Below are 18,101 nucleotides of genomic sequence, written 5' to 3'. Positions count from 1 at the left end.
TCCGGCTGCCACCAGCGCGCACCGACTCACTCGATTTTGCGGCCGTCGACAAGCCGACAAAGCCACGGACCCAGACGCATTTCATCGTCCTTCGCGTTCCAATGGAACGCGCTTTCGTGGAACGCGGTCCTATTCTTCAAGCTCGAGGCGGATGGCTATTTTTCATTGAGGAGAAGGGGATTGCAACGCAGGCCAGCTTGCGTATCTCGCAGTCTGACCGAGCGTTGAAGGAGAGATCATGTTTCGTCAGTTCGCGGCCGCCTTGACCCTGATCGGTGGCACCCTGGCCGGGCCGGCCCAGGCACAGGAAAAAGACATCCTCAATGTCTCCTATGACATTGCCCGCGAGCTCTATGCCGCGATCAACCCGGCCTTCCTCGAACAGCGCGGCGCGGACGCTGCTCCGCTGACGATCAATCAGAGCCATGCCGGTTCCTCCAAACAGGCCCGTGCCATCCTTCAAGGGCTGCAGGCCGATCTCGTGACCTTCAACCAGGTGCTGGATGTCGAGATCCTGGCCGAGAACGGCTTCGTGGCGTCAGACTGGCAGCAGCAGTTCCCGAACAACGCCTCGCCCTATTATTCGCTGCCGGCTTTCATGGTGCGCGAGGGCAATCCGAAGGATATCGACGGTTGGGACGATCTCGCGCGCGAAGGCGTGTCGGTGATCTTTCCGAATCCCAAGACCTCGGGCAATGGCCGCTACACCTATCTCGCCGCCTGGGCCTGGGCGATGGACGAGTTTGGCGGCGACGAGGCCAAGGTCCGCGATTACATGACGAAGATGCTGAACAATGTGGAAGTCTTCGACACGGGCGGGCGCGGCGCGACGACCACCTTCACCGAAAGGGGCATCGGCGATGTCCTCGTCACCTTCGAGGCCGAGGCGCTCAACATCGCCGGACAGACCGAAGGCTATGAAACCGTGGTTCCGGCACAGTCGCTGCTGGCCGAATTCCCGGTCGCTATCGTCGAGAAGGTCGCGAGCCAGCGCGGCACCGAGGAGATCGCCCGCGACTATCTCAACTTCCTCTATTCGACCAAGGGGCAGGAAATCCTCGCCTCCTTCAACAACCGCGTCCATGACGAGGCGGTGGTGAAGGCCAATGCCGACCGCTTCCCCGAGGTCGAGCTCTTCAAGGTCGAAGATGTCTTCGGATCTTGGGAGCAGGCTCAGGAAACCCATTTCGCCTCTGGCGGTGTTCTCGACGAACTCCAGCGCCAGTAAGGTCATCCCTCAAGGTGACGCGAACACCCATCCCCGTGCGCTTTCGGGGGTGGGTGTTCGCCTTTGACAGCCGCTGATATGCCGATCTTACAGACGCCTCTCGATGCCCTTCGCCGCCGCCGATCGCCTTTTCCGGGCTTCGGCCTGACGCTGGGCGTCTCCGTGACCTTCGTCACGCTGATCGTGCTCCTGCCGCTGGCCGGCCTCGGCTGGCAGCTTTCGCAATTGGGGCTGTCGGACTATCTGGCCGTCATGAGCGACGAGCGCACGCTCGCGGCCCTGCGCGTGACGATCGGCGCGGCCGCCCTTGCGACCCTCGTCAACGGTCTGTTCGGGCTGATCCTTGCCTGGGTGCTGGTTCGCTATCGCTTTTTCGGGCGTTCGGCACTGGATGCGCTGGTCGATCTGCCTTTCGCCCTACCGACCTCGGTCGCGGGCATCGCGCTCGTCGCGCTTTATTCGAAGGATGGGTGGATCGGCAGCCTCATCGCGCCGCTCGGACTCCAGATCGCCTATAGTTGGTGGGGCATCGTCATCGCCATGACCTTCACCTCGGTGCCCTTCGCGGTGCGCGCCATCCAGCCTCTGATCGAAGAGCTCGATCCGGATGAAGAAGCCGCGGCCTGGACGCTCGGTGCTTCGCGCTGGCAGACTTTCATCAGCATCGTCCTGCCGAAGCTCTCGCCAGGTATCCTGACCGGGACGGGGCTCAGCTTCGTGCGCAGCCTCGGCGAGTTTGGCGCCGTCATCTTCATCGCCGGCAACATACCCTATCAGACCGAAATCGCCTCGCTCCTGATCATGATCCGCCTAGACGAATTCGACTATCCCGCCGCCTCTGCGATCGCCGGAACGATGCTGGCTCTGTCGCTCGTCCTTCTCGTTCTCATCAATGTCGCGCAGACGCGGCTTTATCGCCGGCTGGAGGGTGGATCGTGAGCGCGCGTCCTCTCCTCATCGCCATCGCCATTCTCTTCGCCCTCGTCGTCATCGTCATGCCGGTCGCGGTCATCTTCGCGAGAGCCTTCGCGGAGGGCTTCGGCGTCTGGTTGGCAGCCGTCAGCGAGCCGGAAACACGCTCGGCGATCATGCTCACCATCGTGACGGCCTTGATTGTCGTCCCGATCAACATCGTCTTCGGCCTTTGCGCCGCCTGGGCGATCGCGCGGTTCCGCTTTCCCGGCCGCCGGGTTCTGCTCGTCCTCATCGAACTGCCATTCGCGATCTCGCCGATCGTCGCCGGCCTCTGCTTCCTGCTTGTCTATGGCGCCTATGGGCCGGTCGGCGGCGCGTTGCAGCCTTATGGCATCCAGCTGATGTTCAATCTGGCCGGCATCGTCCTCGTCTCGCTCTTCGTCACATGCCCCTTCGTGGTGCGCGAAGTGCTGCCGGTTCTCTCGGTCGCGGGCGAGGACGAGGAGCGCGCCGCGCTCACCCTCGGGGCGAGCGGCTGGCAGATGTTCCGCTTTGTCACCTTTCCGAACATCACCTGGCCGCTGGTCTATGGCGCGATCCTGGCGACCGCGCGGGCCATTGGCGAATTCGGCGCCGTCAGCGTCGTCTCCGGCGCAATCCGAGGCCAGACCATGACGCTGCCCTTACAGATCGAACTTCTCTACAACGACTACAATACGACCGGCGCGTTCGCGGCGGCGACGGTTCTGGCCTTCCTGGCGCTGATCACCCTCGTCCTGCGCGGCCTGATCGCGCTCGTTCATCCCGTGCGGGGAGCTGCCACATGAGCCTTGAGATCGATCGCGTCAGCAAATCCTTCGATGGGAAGTCCGCGGTCCTCGGCGACGTCTCCTTGAGCGTCGAGGATGGGGAATTTCTCGCTCTCCTCGGGCCCTCGGGTTCCGGCAAGACGACGCTTCTCAACATCATTTCCGGCCTGACCGCGCCCGATCGCGGGAAGCTCGTTCTAAATGACGAGGACATTACGAGCGTGCCGGCCGCCCGCCGCCGCTTCGGCATGGTGTTTCAGAGCTATGCATTGTTCCGGCATATGTCGGTCGCCGACAATATCGGCTTCGGCCTGCGCGTCATGGATCGTGCGGAGCGCCCCTCCAAGGCCGATCGCAAGGCCCGGGTCGAGGAGCTCCTGGCGATGATCGACATGGCGGGTCTCGGCGATCGCTATCCAGCCCAGCTGTCGGGCGGACAGCGCCAGCGTGTGGCGATGGCGAGAGCGCTTGCCATCAGCCCGCGCCTTCTCCTTCTGGACGAACCCTTTTCGGCGCTCGATGCTCTGGTGCGCCGCGATCTGCGCCGCTCCGTCCGCGACCTTCAGCAGAGAGTCGGCGTCACCGCGATCCTCGTGACCCATGATCAGGCGGAGGCCTTCGAGGTCGCCGACCGGGTCGCGGTCATGCGCGACGGCGCGATTGAGCAGATCGGCACGCCCGACGAACTTCGCGCACGCCCGGCGACGCCCTTTGTCGAAAGTTTCCTGGGGCTCGGCCCGACCGCCCCCGACTGGACGATCTGAGGCCGACCAGCCATACGAAATTCGTTCAGAGTGCCGGGCGAAAAAGTGGATACCGGTTTCTCGACAACCCGGCGCGTTATCAAAGAGTTAAAGAGCGCCAGGCGATCTTGATTGAGCGCCCGGCGCTCTGATCCTGTTGTGTCAGATGAATGCATAAGAGGTCTAGGCGCTGCCATTGATACCTCTCGTCATCCTCGGCCCTTAAGGGTCGGGGACCCATGCCTCAAGAGTTGCTCACATCCGCCGACGATTGCGGTCCGCTTCCTGCAATTCCTCGGCCCGAATGCCGCTCTGACGGTGATGGCATGGGTCCCCCCACTCTTCGAGCGCGAGGATGACGAAGCGTCGGGAGAAGCGGTCTCACCTTCAAACTCTGCAGCCCCGATGATGGCTTATGAGACGACGCATTGGGCCTAATCGCTTCGCGATTACAGATTTCAACACGCTGAAGGTAGTGCGGGCTTTGATAGGGCACCGGCCTGATCACCCGGATGCCATATCTTTCCATCACGGCGTCTGGAGAAGGCGCTCCAGATAACGGCGTTCCATATCGGGGGAGAGCTGATCGCCCAGACGCTCGCGGATCGCCTCCAATATCTGACGCGCTCTCTGGGCGTCGATTTCGTCAGGCACGCCGACATCCTGGCCGAATTGCGGCCCTTGGGTCTGGCGCTGTCGGCCGAGCGGATCGCGGCCTGACTGCTGTTGCTGGCCCTGCATGCCGGGCCCCTGCTGACCGCCCGGCTGCCCGGGCTGTCCCGGCTGGCCCTGCTGCATGGCCTGCATCTGGTTCATCATGTCCTGGGCACCTCGACGCATGGCCTCCATCGCCCGGCCCTGCTGGCCGACCGCCTCGCCATCGTCGCTTTGCCCAAGCGCACCTTCCGCCTGGCCCATCGCCTCGCCCGCCTCGCCGAGATCGTCGGAGGGCTGCAGCCCTTGCGCCTGCAACTCCTGTTGCAGCTGTTCGAGCTGCTCCTGCAGCGCGCCCTGGCGCTCCTGCAATTGGCGCATCATTTCTTCGATCTGTTCCTGGCTCAGCTGCTCGCCGGCGCCCTCCTGGTTCTGACCCTGTTCACCGGGTTGCGGCTGGCCGCGATCGCGCGGCTCGCCGGGCATGGGCTGGCGGCGGCTCTCCTGCTCCTGGCGATAGCGCTGGCGGCCGAGATCATAGGTCTCATCCATCAGGCGCTGCTGCTCCTGCAGGAGCTCGCCCATACGGTTCATCTGCTCCTGCATGGGGCTTTGTTGGCCCTGCTGCATCTGTTGGCCGGGCCGCATTGCCTGCATGCTGTCCATCATCCGCTGCAGTTCGGAGAGAAGCTGCTGAGCGGCCTCCTTCGAGCCGGACTTGGCGAGATCCTCGATCTGATCCAAGAGCCGATCGAGATCCTGCGGCCGGATCTCCTGCATGTCGGCCATCGGCATTTGGCTTTGCGGCTGGTTCTGCATGGCTTCGGCGAGCGCCTGCATATATTCCTGCATCGCCTCGCGCAGTTCCTGCATCAGCTGATCGATTTCCTCATCCGACGCGCCGTTTTCCAAAGCTTCGGACAAACGCTCGCGGGCATCGCGCAATCGCTGTTCGGCGAGCGACATGTTGCCGTCCTCGATGCCGAGGGCGATCTCCCACAGGAAGTCGACAGCGCTGATCAGCCCCTCGTCGTTATAGGCCGTGGCGATGCGGGTCCGGGCCGCCTTCAGCGCGAGGTAATCGGCGGCGTTTTCGATGAAGGTGTCGCCATGAAGCGTGATCGCATCCAGCATGTCGACGACGCGCGGCGCGGCATTGGCATCGAGCGCCAGAATGCGCCGCTGCTCGACGACAGCACGCGCCAAGGGGTTCGAAAAGCGGCGCTCGGGAAGCGTGACCTGTTCGGTGCGCGAGCGTCCGGTCTGGCCCGCATCATCGGTCGCAACGAGTGTCAACGCGACCTTGGCGCCGGCATAGGGGCTTTCCTGAAGATTGGCCGACGTGCGCGCCTCCGCCTCTCCTTGGGTCCGGCGCGGCAGGGTCAGACGGATTTCCGGCGGATCGAAGAGCGGGCGCGCATCGGCTGCCACCTGATCGTCATCGACGACGATCTCGGCCTGGCCGGATTTGACGCCAAAGTCATCACCGACCCTGTAGGCGAGTTCCAAGGCGCCGGTCCGGTCGGCCTTCGGCGGAGCGGTAAATTCGATGGTCGGATCGTTGTCCGGCGTCACCACGACCGGCCATTCGCCGAAAGTCGAAAGCGAGGTCTCCAGACGCGCCGTTCCGCTTTCAGTCAGCGCCAGCTCATAGGCCGCCGGCCCCGCGGGCTGCGCATTGCCCGAGGCAGCAGGCGCCGGACTCGTCCCCTTCGCGTCAGCGGCGCCATTCGACGCGCCCTGCCCGCTCGGCAGAACCCGCAAGGTCTCCGCGTCGCTGCGATCCGGCTGGAAGGAGAAGGAAATGTCGCTGCCATCGGAAACCCGGACCGACAGGGTGCTGCCTTCTGGCACGGTCAGAGGTGCGTCCGCGTTCCGGGGCTCAATCGAGGGGCCGGCCAGGAAGACCGGCGCGCGGCCCGTATAGGCCGGCGGGGTGACCCAGGCGTCGACGCGCCGCTCCGCGATCTGCAGAGCATCGCGCGGCCAGACGAAGGCGTCGGCCACGCGTCCACCGCCGGGCCCCAGCGAGTAGGCGAAGCTGGTTACGAAGACTAGTAGAACGAGGGCGCGCAGGCCGTAAGGGTCGAGGCGCTCGGTCCGGGTCCGCAGGGAACCGCCGGCGAGATGCTTCAGCTTCTCGGCCATGCGCCGCTGATGCTCGCGCCAAAGCGCCGAGGCAAAGGCGTCGTCGCCGGACGGCAGACGGTCGCTTTGGGTGCGCAAAGGCTGATGGGCCAGTCGGCTCGAAAGCTCAATCCGTGCGTCCACCTCCTCACCGCTCGGCAGGCGCACCGATCGGTTCAGCCAGACAGCGGCGCAAAGGGCGGCGAGAAACAGGGCGAGAACGCCGATCCGCAGCACGAAGGGCATGGCTGCAAACGCACCGAACCAGGCCAGCGTCAGAAACAGGGCGATCACGCAGGCGACCGACAGGACGAGCGGCCAGAGCCGCTCGACGAGCATCGCCAGTCTTGTCAGACGGCGTATGCCGGCAATGCGGGCAATCCCGCTCCATGTCCGTGGTCGCGTGTCTTCGGCCATAGTTCCTCGCTGAGGGCTGCCATTCCCCATCCTATCAGCTTTGAGGGCCGATGCGAGGCGTCTGACGGGAGTGTGAAGCAGCGTGCTCTAAAGAGCCGCTCAGCGGGGCCGCCTGGGATCAGCCGTGCTCGCCTTCCAGCCAGTCTGGGAGATGATCGAGACCGATGAGTTCGTCGACGGTCTGGCGCGGGCGCACAAGCGAATGATCATCGCCCTTGACCAGGACCTCAGCGACCAGCGGACGCGTATTGTAGGTCGAGGACTGAACCGCCCCATAAGCTCCCGCCGAGGAAACGAAGAGAAGATCGCCCGCCTTCACGGCCGGCATGGTCCGATCCTTGGCCAGGAAATCACCGCTCTCGCAGACCGGCCCGACGATATCGGCGACGATATGATCGGCAGCGCCCGGGTCGTCGACGGGCTGGATATCGTGCCAGGCGTCGTAGAGCGTCGGCCGAATGAGATCGTTCATCGCCGCGTCGACGATGACGAAGGTCTTCTCGCCGGTCTCCTTCACATAGATGACCTGGCAGACCAGAATGCCGGCATTGGCGACGATCAGACGGCCCGGTTCGAACACGACCTTGCAGCCCAGATCGCGCACATGGCGCTTGACGATCTCGGCATAGGCCGGCGGTTCGGGTGGCGGCGCATTGTCGCGGCGATAAGGGACGCCGAGACCACCGCCAAGATCCACATGGCTGATCGTATGGCCCTTGGAGCGCAGATGGCGCACGAGTTCGGCCAGTCGGTCGAAGGCCTGGTCGAAGGGTTCGAGCTCGACGATCTGCGAGCCGATATGCATGTCGATGCCGGTGACCTCGATGCCCGGAAGCGAACGGGCTCGCTCATAGACGCTCTCTGCACGTTCGAAGTCGATGCCGAACTTGTCGGACTTCTTGCCGGTCGAGATCTTGGCATGGGTGCGCGCATCCACATCCGGATTAATGCGGAAGGAGACGTGTGCCGTGCGTCCGGCGCTGGCCGCACGGGCCGAGATCATGTCCAGTTCGGGTTCGGATTCGACATTGAAGCAGAAGATGCCGCTGGCGATCGCCATATCGATCTCGGCCCGCGTCTTGCCGACACCGGAGAACATGATCTTCTCGGCCGGAATGCCGGCCCTGAGCGCGCGCAGGAGTTCGCCCGAGGACACGACGTCGGCGCCGGCGCCCAGACGCGCGAGGGTTGCGATCACTGCCTGGTTCGAATTGGCCTTCAGCGCATAGCAGACGAGCGCGTCGATATCGGCGAACGCCTCGGCGAAAACCCGGTAATGGCGCTCCAGCGTCGCCGTCGAATAGCAGTAGAAGGGCGTGCCGATTTCCTCGGCGATCGCCCGGATCGCCACGTCCTCGGCATGAAGATGCCCGTCGCGAAAGTCGAAATGGTTCATCGTAATCCCAAGACCAAAGCGGAAATGACCGCCTTCGCGGTTCGATTGGCGTAAGCTCGTCTCTCAGGCACTGTCGATCGGCCCCGCCCCTTTTTAGAAAGCGTTGTCAGGGAGCGGTCGTCGAACCGCTCGACGGTAAGGCCGCGCCGGTGCGATCAGTTCAAGAGGGGATCGAGGATGAAGCCGTTGGAGGCGTTCGGGTTGCGCTGCACCTCGGCCGGGCTCACGGCGTTCTCCGACGAGACGGTCGCGACAGGCGTCGAGCCGATCGTCGGCGTCGTCGAAGCCGAGCCGGACAGAAGCGTCGCGCCGCTCGCCTCGGTCTCGACAACGGCCACCGGCGGTTTGTCGCTTCCCGGCGCCTGCGGCAGGTTCTTCACACCACAGCCGGCCAAGGCAGCCAGAGCGATGAGGAGAATTGCGGGCCTGCCCCTGCGCGCCATGCGTGCGATCATCATGCTTCTCCGCCTTGAGAGCGTTCCCTTGGTCATCCTGCCCCCTGCATAGCGGCTCCGCGAGGCAAAAGCATCCGCCGGACCGCAACACATCGAAGGCAATGTCCCTTCAGCCTTCGAGGTCAAGCCGTTCGCGCCAGACGGCGATCTGGGCTCGGACATTGTCCGGCGCCGTTCCGCCGAAGCTCTTGCGGCTGGCAACGGAGGCCTCGACGGTGAGGACCGAAAAGACGTCTTCGGTGATCGCCGGATTGAGCGACTTCAAGTCGTCCAACGGCAGATCGGCGAGGCCGATCCGGCGCTCTTCGGCCATCGACACCGCCCGGCCCGTCACGTGATGAGCCTCGCGGAAGGGAAGCCCCGCCTCGCGCACCAGCCAATCGGCAAGATCGGTCGCAGTGGAAAAGCCATGGCCGGCGGCCTTGCGCATCGCCTCCACGTCGACGACGAGGTCGCGGACCATGCCGGTCGCTGCAGCAAGGGCGAGCTGGAGCGAATCAATCGCGTCGAAGACCTGTTCCTTGTCCTCCTGCATATCCTTGGAATAGGTCAGCGGCAGGCCCTTCATCACCGTCAGAAGCGAAATCAGCGCGCCATTGATGCGGCCCGGCTTGGCCCGCACCAGCTCGGCGGCGTCCGGATTGCGCTTCTGGGGCATGATGGAGGAGCCGGTCGAGAAGGCATCGGACAGGCGCACGAAGCCGAATTGCGGCGTCGACCAGATCACGATCTCCTCGGCGAGGCGCGACAGATGGGTGCCGGCGATCGCCGCGAAGGAGAGGAATTCCAGCGCAAAATCCCGGTCGGAGACCGTATCGAGCGAATTGCGGGTGGGTTCGCGGAAGCCGAGGGCGGCCGCCGTCTGGTGGCGATCGATCGGAAAGCCGGTGCCGGCGAGTGCGGCAGCGCCGAGCGGGCATTCGTCCATGCGCTCAAGCGCGTCGCGACAGCGACCCAGATCGCGCGCCGCCATTTCGGCGTAAGCCAGGCAATGATGGCCGAAGGTGACGGGCTGGGCGACCTGGAGGTGGGTGAAACCCGGCATCACCGTATCCGCATGGGCCTCGGCCTTGTCGACCAGTGCGCGGAGAAACTCGACAAGCCCAGCCTCGAAGCGCTGCAGCGCTGTCTTCACATGGAGCCGGAAATCGACGGCGACCTGATCATTGCGCGAACGGGCCGTATGAAGTCGGCCGGCGGCGGGACCGATCAGCTCGGCCAATCGCGCCTCGATATTCATATGGATGTCTTCGCGGGCCCGTGAGAAGGCAAAGCGACCTTCGGCGATCTCGACGCGGATCGATTCGAGACCCTTTACGATCTTGTCGCAGTCTTCGGCCGAAATGATGCCGCGATCGGCAAGCATCACAGCATGGGCTTTCGAACCGGCAATATCTTCCTCATATAGCCGCTTGTCGAAATCGATCGAAGCGTTGATCTCCTCCATGATCGCGTCGGGTCCGGAGGCGAAGCGGCCGCCCCACATCTCGTTGCTGGTCGTCTGGCTCATGGAATGTTCGAGAGGCTCTGAGAGAAAAGAATGTCCGAAAGAAACGGTTCGAACGGGCGGCGGATGGCCCTCGTCGCGGCGGTCGCCCTCATCGGCGGCCTCGTTGCGGGCGCGGGCGTCATATACGTGACGCAAGGCTTCGAAAGCAACGCCGAGGTCGCCTCGAGCTGTGCGGCCAATGAGGCGATCGCGACGGCGATCTCTGAGACGTCCCGTGGCGAGGTCGCGGCGGTGCAGCCCGTCGCCGAACCCTTCGACCTCTCATCCCTTCGCTTCGACGACACCGACGGGCAGCCAATCACGCTCGGCGACTTTTCGGGCAAGACGCTCCTCGTCAATCTCTGGGCGACATGGTGCGTGCCCTGCCGCGCCGAAATGCCGGCGCTTGACGCGCTGGAACGACAGGAGGGCGGCGAAAGCTTCGCCGTCATTCCGATCAATGTGGATCAGGGTTCGGACGAAAAGCCGAAGGCGTTCTATGAAGAGACGAATTTGACCGCCCTGCCCTTCTTCCACGACGAGACGATGGGCGTCTTTACCAAGCTGAAGCAGCGCGGCGCTGCCTTCGGCCTGCCGGTCAGCATCATCGTAGACGATAAGGGCTGCGCGCGGGGCCTGGTCAACGGCCCGGCCGAATGGGCGAGCCCCGATGCGATCGAAATGATCGATGCGGTGAAGAAGGCGCAGAGCACACCGACCGCGTGATCAAAGCCGATCGTCGGGCGGGATAGCGCATTGCGCGCTAAATTCGTTCGGCGACTCTCGCTTTCAAGGTCGGCAGCAGGTCCTCGGCAAACCAGGGATTTCGCTTCAGCCAGGCATTGTTGCGCCAGGACGGATGGGGCAGCGGCATGACGGGCGCGAATCGCCCGCCGCTCTCCAGAATTCGACGCCAATTTCCGACGGTCTCGGCGAGCGTTCTCCCCTGCCCGTCGGCAATGTGGAAGCGCTGGGCATAGAGCCCGATGGCGAGGACCAGATCGATCTGCGGCATCGCGGCCATGGCGCGCTCGTGCCAGGTCAGCCGGCATTCCTTGCGGGGCGGCTTGTCGCCCCCCTTCGCGTCATAGCCTGGAAAGCAGAAGCCCATGGGTAGGATCGCGATGCGCGAGCGATCGTAGAAGATTTCCGGCGTGATCCCCAGCCAGTCCCTCAGCCGCACGCCAGAAGGGTCGTTGAAGGGCTTCGTCGTCTTGTCAGCGAGATTGCCCGGCGCCTGTCCTGCAATGAGGATCCGCGCCGTCGAGGACAGAGCCAGGACAGGGTTGGGCTCGATCGGCAGGGGCGCGCCGATCGGCTCTTCGGCGCAGATGCGACAGCCGCGAATGATCCGCTGAAGAACGGTCGCGTCTTCAGTGGATTTCGACGCCGGCGACTCGCCTCGTCTCATGCCTTCGCGCTCGGCCGTTCGAGCATCGCCGCGTGCCAGCGCCGCAGCGATGCCATCTCCTCCGCCACGCTCGTCTTGATCGCCTTCATGAGTTCGATCGACACGAAAGCGGTGATGTCGGCGACCGAGAAGCGTGTGCCGGCGAGATATTCGGTTTCCGCGAGCCGGTCGTCGAGAAGTTGCAGCGCCTCGATCACGCGGTCGCGATTGAGATCGGCCCACTCGGCGATCTGGCGCGGCTCGGCTTTCGCCATGCCCGGATGGCCGTGCCGGAAGACCGCCTGCACGGCGGTATACAGCTCGAACTCCGCCCGCCGGTTCCACATCTCGATCGTCGCGATTTCCAGGGGGTCTTCACCGAAAAGGTTCGGCTCGGGATGCAGCGCCTCGAAATAGCGACAGATCGCCATTGATTCGGTCAGGATCGACCCGTCGTCGAATTCGAGAATCGGCAGCCGCTTGAGCGGATTGAGACGCGCGATCTCGGGGCTCCAATGCTCGCCCTTCGCCATATCGACCGGCACCATCGGCACCTCGATCCCCTTCTCGGCGAGAAACATACGAACCCGCCGAGGATTTGGCGCCCGGCCGCCGTCATAGAGCTTCATCGACCCGTCTCCCATGCTTGGCTCGGACGAGGGATATGCGGTCGCCGGACGAAGGGTCCAGAGACACATGATCAAAGGTCAATCTGTCCAGCCAGTTCGGGCTTCGCGCGGGTAGAGCTGGTGCGGCTAGAGAGGCCGGCATTCTCAGCGAGCAAGCGCGAAGAATGCAGCCCGGCGCAAAATCTTCTCGGTTCCTTAAGGCATTTCTTTAAGGGTCTCGCAACAGAATGCGAACCGCTCGCTTGTATCACGTCCGAGACTTTCGCTGCCCATGTCGCTTGCCCTGCCGTCCTTTTCCGAGCGCCGAGCGCCGTCCCGTGGGAGACGGGCGGACCCGGCCGTTTCGAGCACCGGAAGCGTCGTGCGTCAGGCGCGCAAGCGCCTCGGCAAGGGTCGGCGCGCGCCCTCTTTTCTCGAAGCTGCCCTCGTCGCCCAGCACATCCATCAGCTGCGCGCGGCGGCCATCTTCCTGCCCGTGCCGGTGATCCTGGTCGGCTTCGGCCTTTCGCTCCTCACCGGTCCGCTGCCGGCCATGGCCTGGACCGGGGTCACGCTGGCGGCAACGCTTCTACTCGTCCTTTTCGCCAAACGCCGCGAAGCGGCACCGAATGGCTCTCCGCTCGATGCCGAGCTGCCGACAAGCGGTCGCTTTCTCTTCGGCCATCTGATGGTCGGCCTGTGTTGGTCCTATCTCCTGTTTCTCGATTGTCCCGATTGCGGGCCCTTGCGATTCGAGATCTTCCAATTCGCGGTGCTGACCTTCGCGATCGCGATGACGGCGATGATCTCCTCGACTTTGCGCTTTGCCGTGCTCGTCGCCTTCGGGCCGCTCGCGGCCGTCCTCCTCCTGCGCTCCTTCGCCGACGCCTCGCCTGTTGCGGCCACGATGAACGCCGTTCTAGCCGGCGCGGTCCCCTTCTTTGCGGGCGTCGCCGAAATCCTGCGGCGCAGCGCGATCGCCTCGATCCGCCATCAGGCCGAGAAGGACGAGCTCATCGGGGAGTTGGAGCGGGCGAGCATTCTCTCCGACGAAGCGCGCAAGAACGCGGAAGACGCCAGCAAGGCCAAGTCCCAGTTTCTGGCGACGATGAGCCACGAATTGCGCACCCCGCTCAACGCGATCCTCGGCTTTTCCGAAGTCATCTCGAACGAGATTCTCGGACCGATCGGCAATCCCTCCTACAAGGAATATGTCCAGGACATTCATTCCTCCGGTCAGCACCTTCTAGGGCTCATCAACGAGATCCTCGATCTTTCACGGGTCGAGGCTGGTCGCTACACGCTCAACGAAGAGGCGGTCGACCTCACCCGGGTCGCCAATGAGTGCCTCTCGACCGTCCGGCTCAGGGCGGAAACCAAAGGCATCCGCCTCGCCGGCGAATTCGAACCCGACCTTCCGGCGCTTTGGGGCGACGAGCGCGCCTTGCGCCAGATCATTCTCAATCTCCTGTCGAACGCGGTGAAGTTCACGCCGAAGGGCGGCAACATCGCGCTGAGGGTCGGCTGGACGGCGGGCGGCGGCCAATATGCCTCGATCCGCGACAACGGGCCCGGCATTCCGCAAAACGAGATCCCGACAGTCCTCTCCTCTTTCGGCCAGGGCTCCAACGCCATCAAGAACGCCGAACAGGGCACCGGCCTTGGCCTGCCGATCGTCCAGGCGCTCGTGAAACTGCATGACGGCCAGTTCGAGTTGATCTCGCGCCAGGGCAAGGGCACCGAGACCATCGCGATCTTCCCGCACACCCGCGTCCTTGAAGTCATGCCGGCGCTCGACGCGGTCTGATGCCAATATCCGGCCCTCCGGCCCTTCCCGCCGGATATCATAGGAGACGCCCCGAACGGGGTTCCCATCGGCTTGTGGCAGGGCGCAAGCCTCGCCATATGCCTTTCGGCAACGGACAGAGCGCATTGGCGACATGCGCGACGGCGGAAAGGGCGAATGACCGACACACCCTGTATCCAGATCTGTGTTCTCGATCCCCATTCGGGGCTTTGCCGGGGTTGCGGGCGAACGGGCGCGGAAATCGCAGCCTGGCCGACTTTGGATCGAGCGAGCCGGCGCGCCGTCATGGCCGAGCTTCCCTCCCGCATCCGCTCCGCCGATTGGGCGTCCGCACCGGGAGGCGATCATGGGGCGTGACACTTTGCTCTGGGTCGTCTTCGCCATTCTCGGTGTCGCCCTCCTCGCCCTTTTGACGAATCAGGACGGCATGATCGCCGGTTTGCCGGAGGGCCAGTTCGCCGAACTCGCTTATCTGGGCACCTGGGGCGTCGTCCTTGGTGCGAGCCTGTTTCTGTTCAGTCGCGTGCAGCTGGGCGCGGCCTTGAAGAATGCCGCCATCTGGGCGGCGATCTTTCTGGTGGTGATCGGCGCCTACGCCTTCGCCCCGGAGTTCGAGGCGGCGAAGAACCGCATCATGGCGGTGCTCGTGCCCGGCTCCCTGGTCTCGCTCAATTCGGGCGACGGCGAGGCACAATATATGGCCGTGCGCGGCAGCGACGGGCATTTCCATCTCTCCGGGGAGATCGACGGACGGTCCGTCTCACTGATGGTCGATACGGGCGCGTCCGTCGTCGCGATGGACAAACCGACGGCGGAAAGCCTCGGCATCGACACCAGCCGGCTCTCTTTTTCCGATTATGTGATGACCGCCAACGGCATGACGCGCTCGGCGCCGGTCTTTCTGGAGACGGTCGAGGTGGGCGACATCGTGCGCCACAATGTGCGCGCTGCCGTCACCGAGGGCGAAGGGTTCGGCACCGTCCTTCTCGGCATGAGCTTTCTGGATACGCTCACCTCCTACGACTTTCGCGGAGACCGGCTCGTCCTGACGGACTGACCCGACCGATCAGGCGAGGCTGTAGGCGAACCGGGCCGCGACGATCAGGAGAAAGAGGCCGAAGCCGATCTCCAGATGGCGCCGCGACAGGCGATGGGCGAGGCTCGCCCCCATCGGAACGGCGATCAGCGAGACCGGCGCGATCAAAGCCACAGACGAGAGGCTGACATAGCCGAGCGAGAGGGCTGGCAGCAGGGGATCGTCCCACCCGCCGAGAATATAGGTAACGAGGCCCGGAAGTGAGATCAGCGCGCCGACGCCGGCGCTGGTGGCGACCGCCTGGATCATCGGTCGCCCGTAAAGCGTCATGAAGGTGTTGTTGAGAACGCCGCCGCCGATCCCAATCAGGGCCGAAAGAAAGCCGATGAGAAGCCCAGCCAGCGAACGTCCGGCGAGGCCTGGCAAGTCCTGACCGATCTGCCATGTGATTCGACCGGCCAGGAGCTTCAGCCCGATGAGACCGGCCAGGACCGCGAAAATGCCTCGCAGCGAGGCCGAAGAGGCATCGGCGGCGAAAAGCGCCCCAGCGATCGAGCCAAGGGGGACGGCGACGAGCCATTCCTTGAGCAGCTTTCGATCCACGGCGTCGCGTTTGAGATGGGCGAGAAGCGATCGCAGCGAGGTCGGGACGATGATCGCGATCGAGGTGCCGACAGCGAGATGCATCGCGACGCTCTCGGGCACTTCGAGCCATTGATAGGTCTGGTAGAGCACAGGGACATAGATCGCCCCGCCGCCAATCCCGAAAAGGCCCGCGAGAAAGCCCGCCAACGCGGCGGCAAGCGCCAGACCGAAAGCAAGACCAAGAAGCGAGGACGGATCGGAGAAAGCGCTCATGCCCGCTTCATAGAGCAAAAAGCCCGGCCGGTTGCACGGCTTTTCGCCGAAGCTTTGACGCCCCCCTTCTTCCGCAACGCCGTCGGCAACGGAGAGCGGAGGCGGGTCTCGGGGCTGATAACCCGTCGCCGGCTCCCGTTGCCAGTCATGGGTTAGCACTGTAGATAGGAAGGGTGACCTATGGAAAACCTCAGGCTTCGACAGAATCTGATGATTTTCCATGATCTTCCGTCATGGCGTTTGGGGCTCCTCCAAGGCAGTGGCAGGTGGAGTGGGCACAACGGCAAGATCGATGCGTGTGTTCGTTCATGGATTATCTGGATCTCATCGACCAGTTGGACGCGTTGGACGATCCGGCATCCGTCTGGAAAGCGGGGGTACGCTATTTCCGCCACTTCGGGATCGACGGGGTCTATTTTCTCGATCTCTCCAGCATCGAACGCCCGAAGGCGCTGTGGAGCCATCCGTCGATCGAGCGTCATTCCCACTCGGTCGGGCTGACGCGGCGGCCGGACCCGCTTCAGCAATGTTTCAAGACGCTTCGCCCCTGCCCCACCGGTGCGGATTTCGCCAAGGACCATCCAGAGCTATCGGAGGGCGAGCGGGCGCTCATCGAAGCCTTCGGCGAAGAAAGCGGCCTGAAGACGGGCTCGTCGATCACCGTCAAGCGTCACCCCCTCGGGCGCGGCTGCGGCTTCAACATCTTGAGTTCGCTCGGCCGAGAGGGCTTCCTGAAGACCTTCGAGCGTCATCGAACCGATCTCGTTATGGGCGCGCAACTTATCGCGTCCGGATTGAAGCCCGAGGAGGTCCGCCAGCCGGACGATGCGTCGCGCCTGACCTCGCGCGAATGCGATTGCCTTGCCTTTGTCGCGTCGGGCCTGCGGATTGCGGAGATCGCTCAGCGGCTCGGCGTCAGCGTGGTCACGATCGAATTCCACCTGCGCAATGCCCGCCAGAAGCTCGGGGCACAGACCCGCGATCATGCGGTGGCGCTGGCCTTGATGCGCGGCGCGATCAATCCTTGAGGGTCAGGCCGCTTCGCGATCGCCTGAAAGATCGACCGCCTCGAAGGCTTCGCGGATGAGGTCCGGCGTCGCGTCCCGGCGGCTTGCCCCTTCGGACAGGATCTGACGCCAGCGCCGTGCCCCGGGCTGGCCGGAGAAGAGGCCGACCATATGCCGCGTCACGTGATTGAGGCGCCCGCCGGCTTCCATGTGGCCCGAGGCATAGGCCATCATGGTTTCGATCAGCGCAGCATAGTCGAAGGAATCAGGCCTCTCGGCGCCGTAGAATCGACTGTCGACCTCGGTCAGACAATCCGGCGTCTGATAGGCGGCACGGCCGAGCATGACGCCGTCGAACCCGCCCTCTCCCATTGCAGCCTCGGCCTCGTCGAGGGTCTTCAACCCGCCATTCAGCCCGACGAAAATCTCGGGCAAACGCGCTTTGAGCCGCGCGACGCGGGCGTAGTCGAGCGGCGGGATGTCGCGATTTTCCTTCGGGCTGAGCCCCTGGAGCCAGGCTTTTCGGGCATGGACCCAGATCGTGCCGATCCCGGCCTCGACGGCTGCATCGGCCAGCGCGTCGAGGGCCGTCTCCGGGTCCTGATCGTCGACGCCGATGCGGCATTTGACGGTGACCGGCGTCTCGCCCGCCGCCTCGCGCATCGCCACCAAACACTCGCCGACGAGATCTGGCGTGCGCATCAGACAGGCGCCGAATGTGCCGGACTGCACGCGGTCCGACGGACAGCCGACATTCAAATTGAACTCGTCATAGCCGTAGTCGGACGCGATCCGAACGGCTCGCGACAGCTTTTCCGGGTCCGAGCCGCCAAGTTGGAGCGCGACGGGATGCTCGGCCGCATTAAAGCTCAAGAGCCGCTCCCGTGGCCCATGAATGATCGCATCCGCCACCACCATTTCGGTGTAGAGCAGCGCGTGGGCGCTCAACTGCCGGTGAAAAAAGCGACAATGAGTATCCGTCCAGTCGATCATCGGAGCGACGGCAAAACGTGACGCCCGCTGATGAGCGGAAAGAGCTTGGACAGAATCTTTCGAACGGATGCCGTTCATCGTCGCTCACCATAATGACCAGCGACCCCACATGCAGACGCATTGGGTCGCTGAGGTTCAAGCGCCACAGGGGCTCATGCCACCGGCCATC

17 protein-coding genes are annotated in these 18,101 nt (G+C 64.0%); 9 read left to right on the top strand and 8 right to left on the bottom strand.

Annotated elements, in window-relative coordinates; all coding sequences use genetic code 11:
• The first annotated feature begins 238 nt into the window (after positions 1 to 238).
• From cysP to B9A15_RS00780, 4 genes are all read left to right on the top strand, one after another.
• Positions 239 to 1,228, top strand: a complete 990-nt coding sequence (cysP, locus tag B9A15_RS00795; protein WP_084407983.1) for a thiosulfate ABC transporter substrate-binding protein CysP — start codon at positions 239 to 241, stop codon at positions 1,226 to 1,228.
• A gap of 78 nt (positions 1,229 to 1,306) precedes the next feature.
• On the top strand, positions 1,307 to 2,167 hold the full coding sequence (gene cysT, locus B9A15_RS00790) for a sulfate ABC transporter permease subunit CysT (protein ID WP_084407981.1): 861 nt from the start codon (positions 1,307 to 1,309) through the stop codon (positions 2,165 to 2,167).
• Complete coding sequence (gene cysW, locus B9A15_RS00785) at positions 2,164 to 2,970, top strand: sulfate ABC transporter permease subunit CysW (protein ID WP_084407979.1); 807 nt, start codon at positions 2,164 to 2,166, stop codon at positions 2,968 to 2,970. The genes cysT and cysW overlap by 4 nt, the downstream gene beginning before the upstream one ends.
• Complete coding sequence (locus B9A15_RS00780) at positions 2,967 to 3,716, top strand: ABC transporter ATP-binding protein (protein ID WP_084407977.1); 750 nt, start codon at positions 2,967 to 2,969, stop codon at positions 3,714 to 3,716. Before cysW ends, B9A15_RS00780 begins: the two co-directional genes overlap by 4 nt.
• Positions 3,717 to 4,223: 507 nt before the next feature.
• Here B9A15_RS00780 and B9A15_RS00775 read toward each other — a convergent pair.
• The 4 genes from B9A15_RS00775 to argH form a co-directional block, all read right to left on the bottom strand.
• Positions 4,224 to 6,893, bottom strand: coding sequence for a TIGR02302 family protein (locus B9A15_RS00775; protein ID WP_084407975.1), 2,670 nt, complete (start codon positions 6,891 to 6,893; stop codon positions 4,224 to 4,226).
• A gap of 118 nt (positions 6,894 to 7,011) precedes the next feature.
• On the bottom strand, positions 7,012 to 8,289 hold the full coding sequence (gene lysA / locus B9A15_RS00770) for a diaminopimelate decarboxylase (RefSeq protein WP_084407973.1): 1,278 nt from the start codon (positions 8,287 to 8,289) through the stop codon (positions 7,012 to 7,014).
• 155 nt (positions 8,290 to 8,444) lie between these two features.
• A complete protein-coding gene (locus B9A15_RS00765) occupies positions 8,445 to 8,747 on the bottom strand; it encodes a hypothetical protein (RefSeq protein ID WP_084407971.1) in 303 nt (100 codons plus the stop codon).
• A gap of 106 nt (positions 8,748 to 8,853) precedes the next feature.
• Entirely contained in the window at positions 8,854 to 10,254 is a 1,401-nt protein-coding gene (gene argH, locus B9A15_RS00760; RefSeq protein WP_084407969.1) for an argininosuccinate lyase, read from the bottom strand.
• A 30-nt stretch (positions 10,255 to 10,284) separates the two neighbouring features.
• On the opposite strand from argH, the gene tlpA reads away from it, so the two are divergent.
• Positions 10,285 to 10,959, top strand: a complete 675-nt coding sequence (gene tlpA / locus B9A15_RS00755) for a thiol:disulfide interchange protein TlpA (protein ID WP_084407967.1) — start codon at positions 10,285 to 10,287, stop codon at positions 10,957 to 10,959.
• A gap of 37 nt (positions 10,960 to 10,996) precedes the next feature.
• Here tlpA and B9A15_RS00750 read toward each other — a convergent pair whose 3' ends face one another.
• Together B9A15_RS00750 and B9A15_RS00745 are read right to left on the bottom strand one after the other, a co-directional pair.
• Positions 10,997 to 11,644: a uracil-DNA glycosylase family protein gene (locus tag B9A15_RS00750; protein ID WP_084407965.1), complete on the bottom strand. Its 648-nt coding sequence runs from the start codon at positions 11,642 to 11,644 to the stop codon at positions 10,997 to 10,999.
• A complete protein-coding gene (locus B9A15_RS00745; RefSeq protein ID WP_084408402.1) occupies positions 11,641 to 12,252 on the bottom strand; it encodes a glutathione S-transferase family protein in 612 nt (203 codons plus the stop codon). The genes B9A15_RS00750 and B9A15_RS00745 overlap by 4 nt, the downstream gene beginning before the upstream one ends.
• Before the next feature lie 271 nt (positions 12,253 to 12,523).
• Here B9A15_RS00745 and B9A15_RS00740 point away from each other — a divergent pair, with 271 nt between their 5' ends.
• The 3 genes from B9A15_RS00740 (at position 12,524) to B9A15_RS00730 (ending at position 15,095) form a co-directional block, all read left to right on the top strand.
• Complete coding sequence (locus B9A15_RS00740; RefSeq protein WP_084407963.1) at positions 12,524 to 14,038, top strand: sensor histidine kinase; 1,515 nt, start codon at positions 12,524 to 12,526, stop codon at positions 14,036 to 14,038.
• Between the two features lie 156 nt (positions 14,039 to 14,194).
• The gene (locus tag B9A15_RS00735; protein ID WP_084407961.1) at positions 14,195 to 14,395 is read left to right on the top strand and encodes a DUF1289 domain-containing protein; all 201 of its coding nucleotides are present in this window, start codon (positions 14,195 to 14,197) and stop codon (positions 14,393 to 14,395) included.
• A complete protein-coding gene (locus tag B9A15_RS00730; protein WP_084407959.1) occupies positions 14,385 to 15,095 on the top strand; it encodes a retropepsin-like aspartic protease family protein in 711 nt (236 codons plus the stop codon). Before B9A15_RS00735 ends, B9A15_RS00730 begins: the two co-directional genes overlap by 11 nt.
• 9 nt (positions 15,096 to 15,104) lie before the next feature.
• Here the strand turns inward: B9A15_RS00730 and B9A15_RS00725 are convergent, their stop codons facing one another.
• Entirely contained in the window at positions 15,105 to 15,932 is an 828-nt protein-coding gene (locus tag B9A15_RS00725) for a sulfite exporter TauE/SafE family protein (protein ID WP_084408401.1), read from the bottom strand.
• A gap of 308 nt (positions 15,933 to 16,240) precedes the next feature.
• Between B9A15_RS00725 and B9A15_RS23100 the strand changes: the two genes are divergently transcribed.
• A complete protein-coding gene (locus B9A15_RS23100; RefSeq protein ID WP_210190457.1) occupies positions 16,241 to 16,960 on the top strand; it encodes a helix-turn-helix transcriptional regulator in 720 nt (239 codons plus the stop codon).
• A gap of 3 nt (positions 16,961 to 16,963) precedes the next feature.
• On the opposite strand, the gene dusA is transcribed toward B9A15_RS23100, so the two are convergent.
• Positions 16,964 to 18,010: a tRNA dihydrouridine(20/20a) synthase DusA gene (gene dusA / locus B9A15_RS00715; RefSeq protein ID WP_084407957.1), complete on the bottom strand. Its 1,047-nt coding sequence runs from the start codon at positions 18,008 to 18,010 to the stop codon at positions 16,964 to 16,966.
• Between the last annotated feature and the right edge of the window lie 91 nt (positions 18,011 to 18,101).

Source organism: Fulvimarina manganoxydans (genome assembly GCF_900176465.1).
Classification (GTDB): Bacteria; Pseudomonadota; Alphaproteobacteria; order Rhizobiales; family Rhizobiaceae; genus Fulvimarina; species Fulvimarina manganoxydans.
Note: the sequence above shows the minus strand (reverse complement) of the source record. Positions and strands in the feature narration are given on the sequence as shown.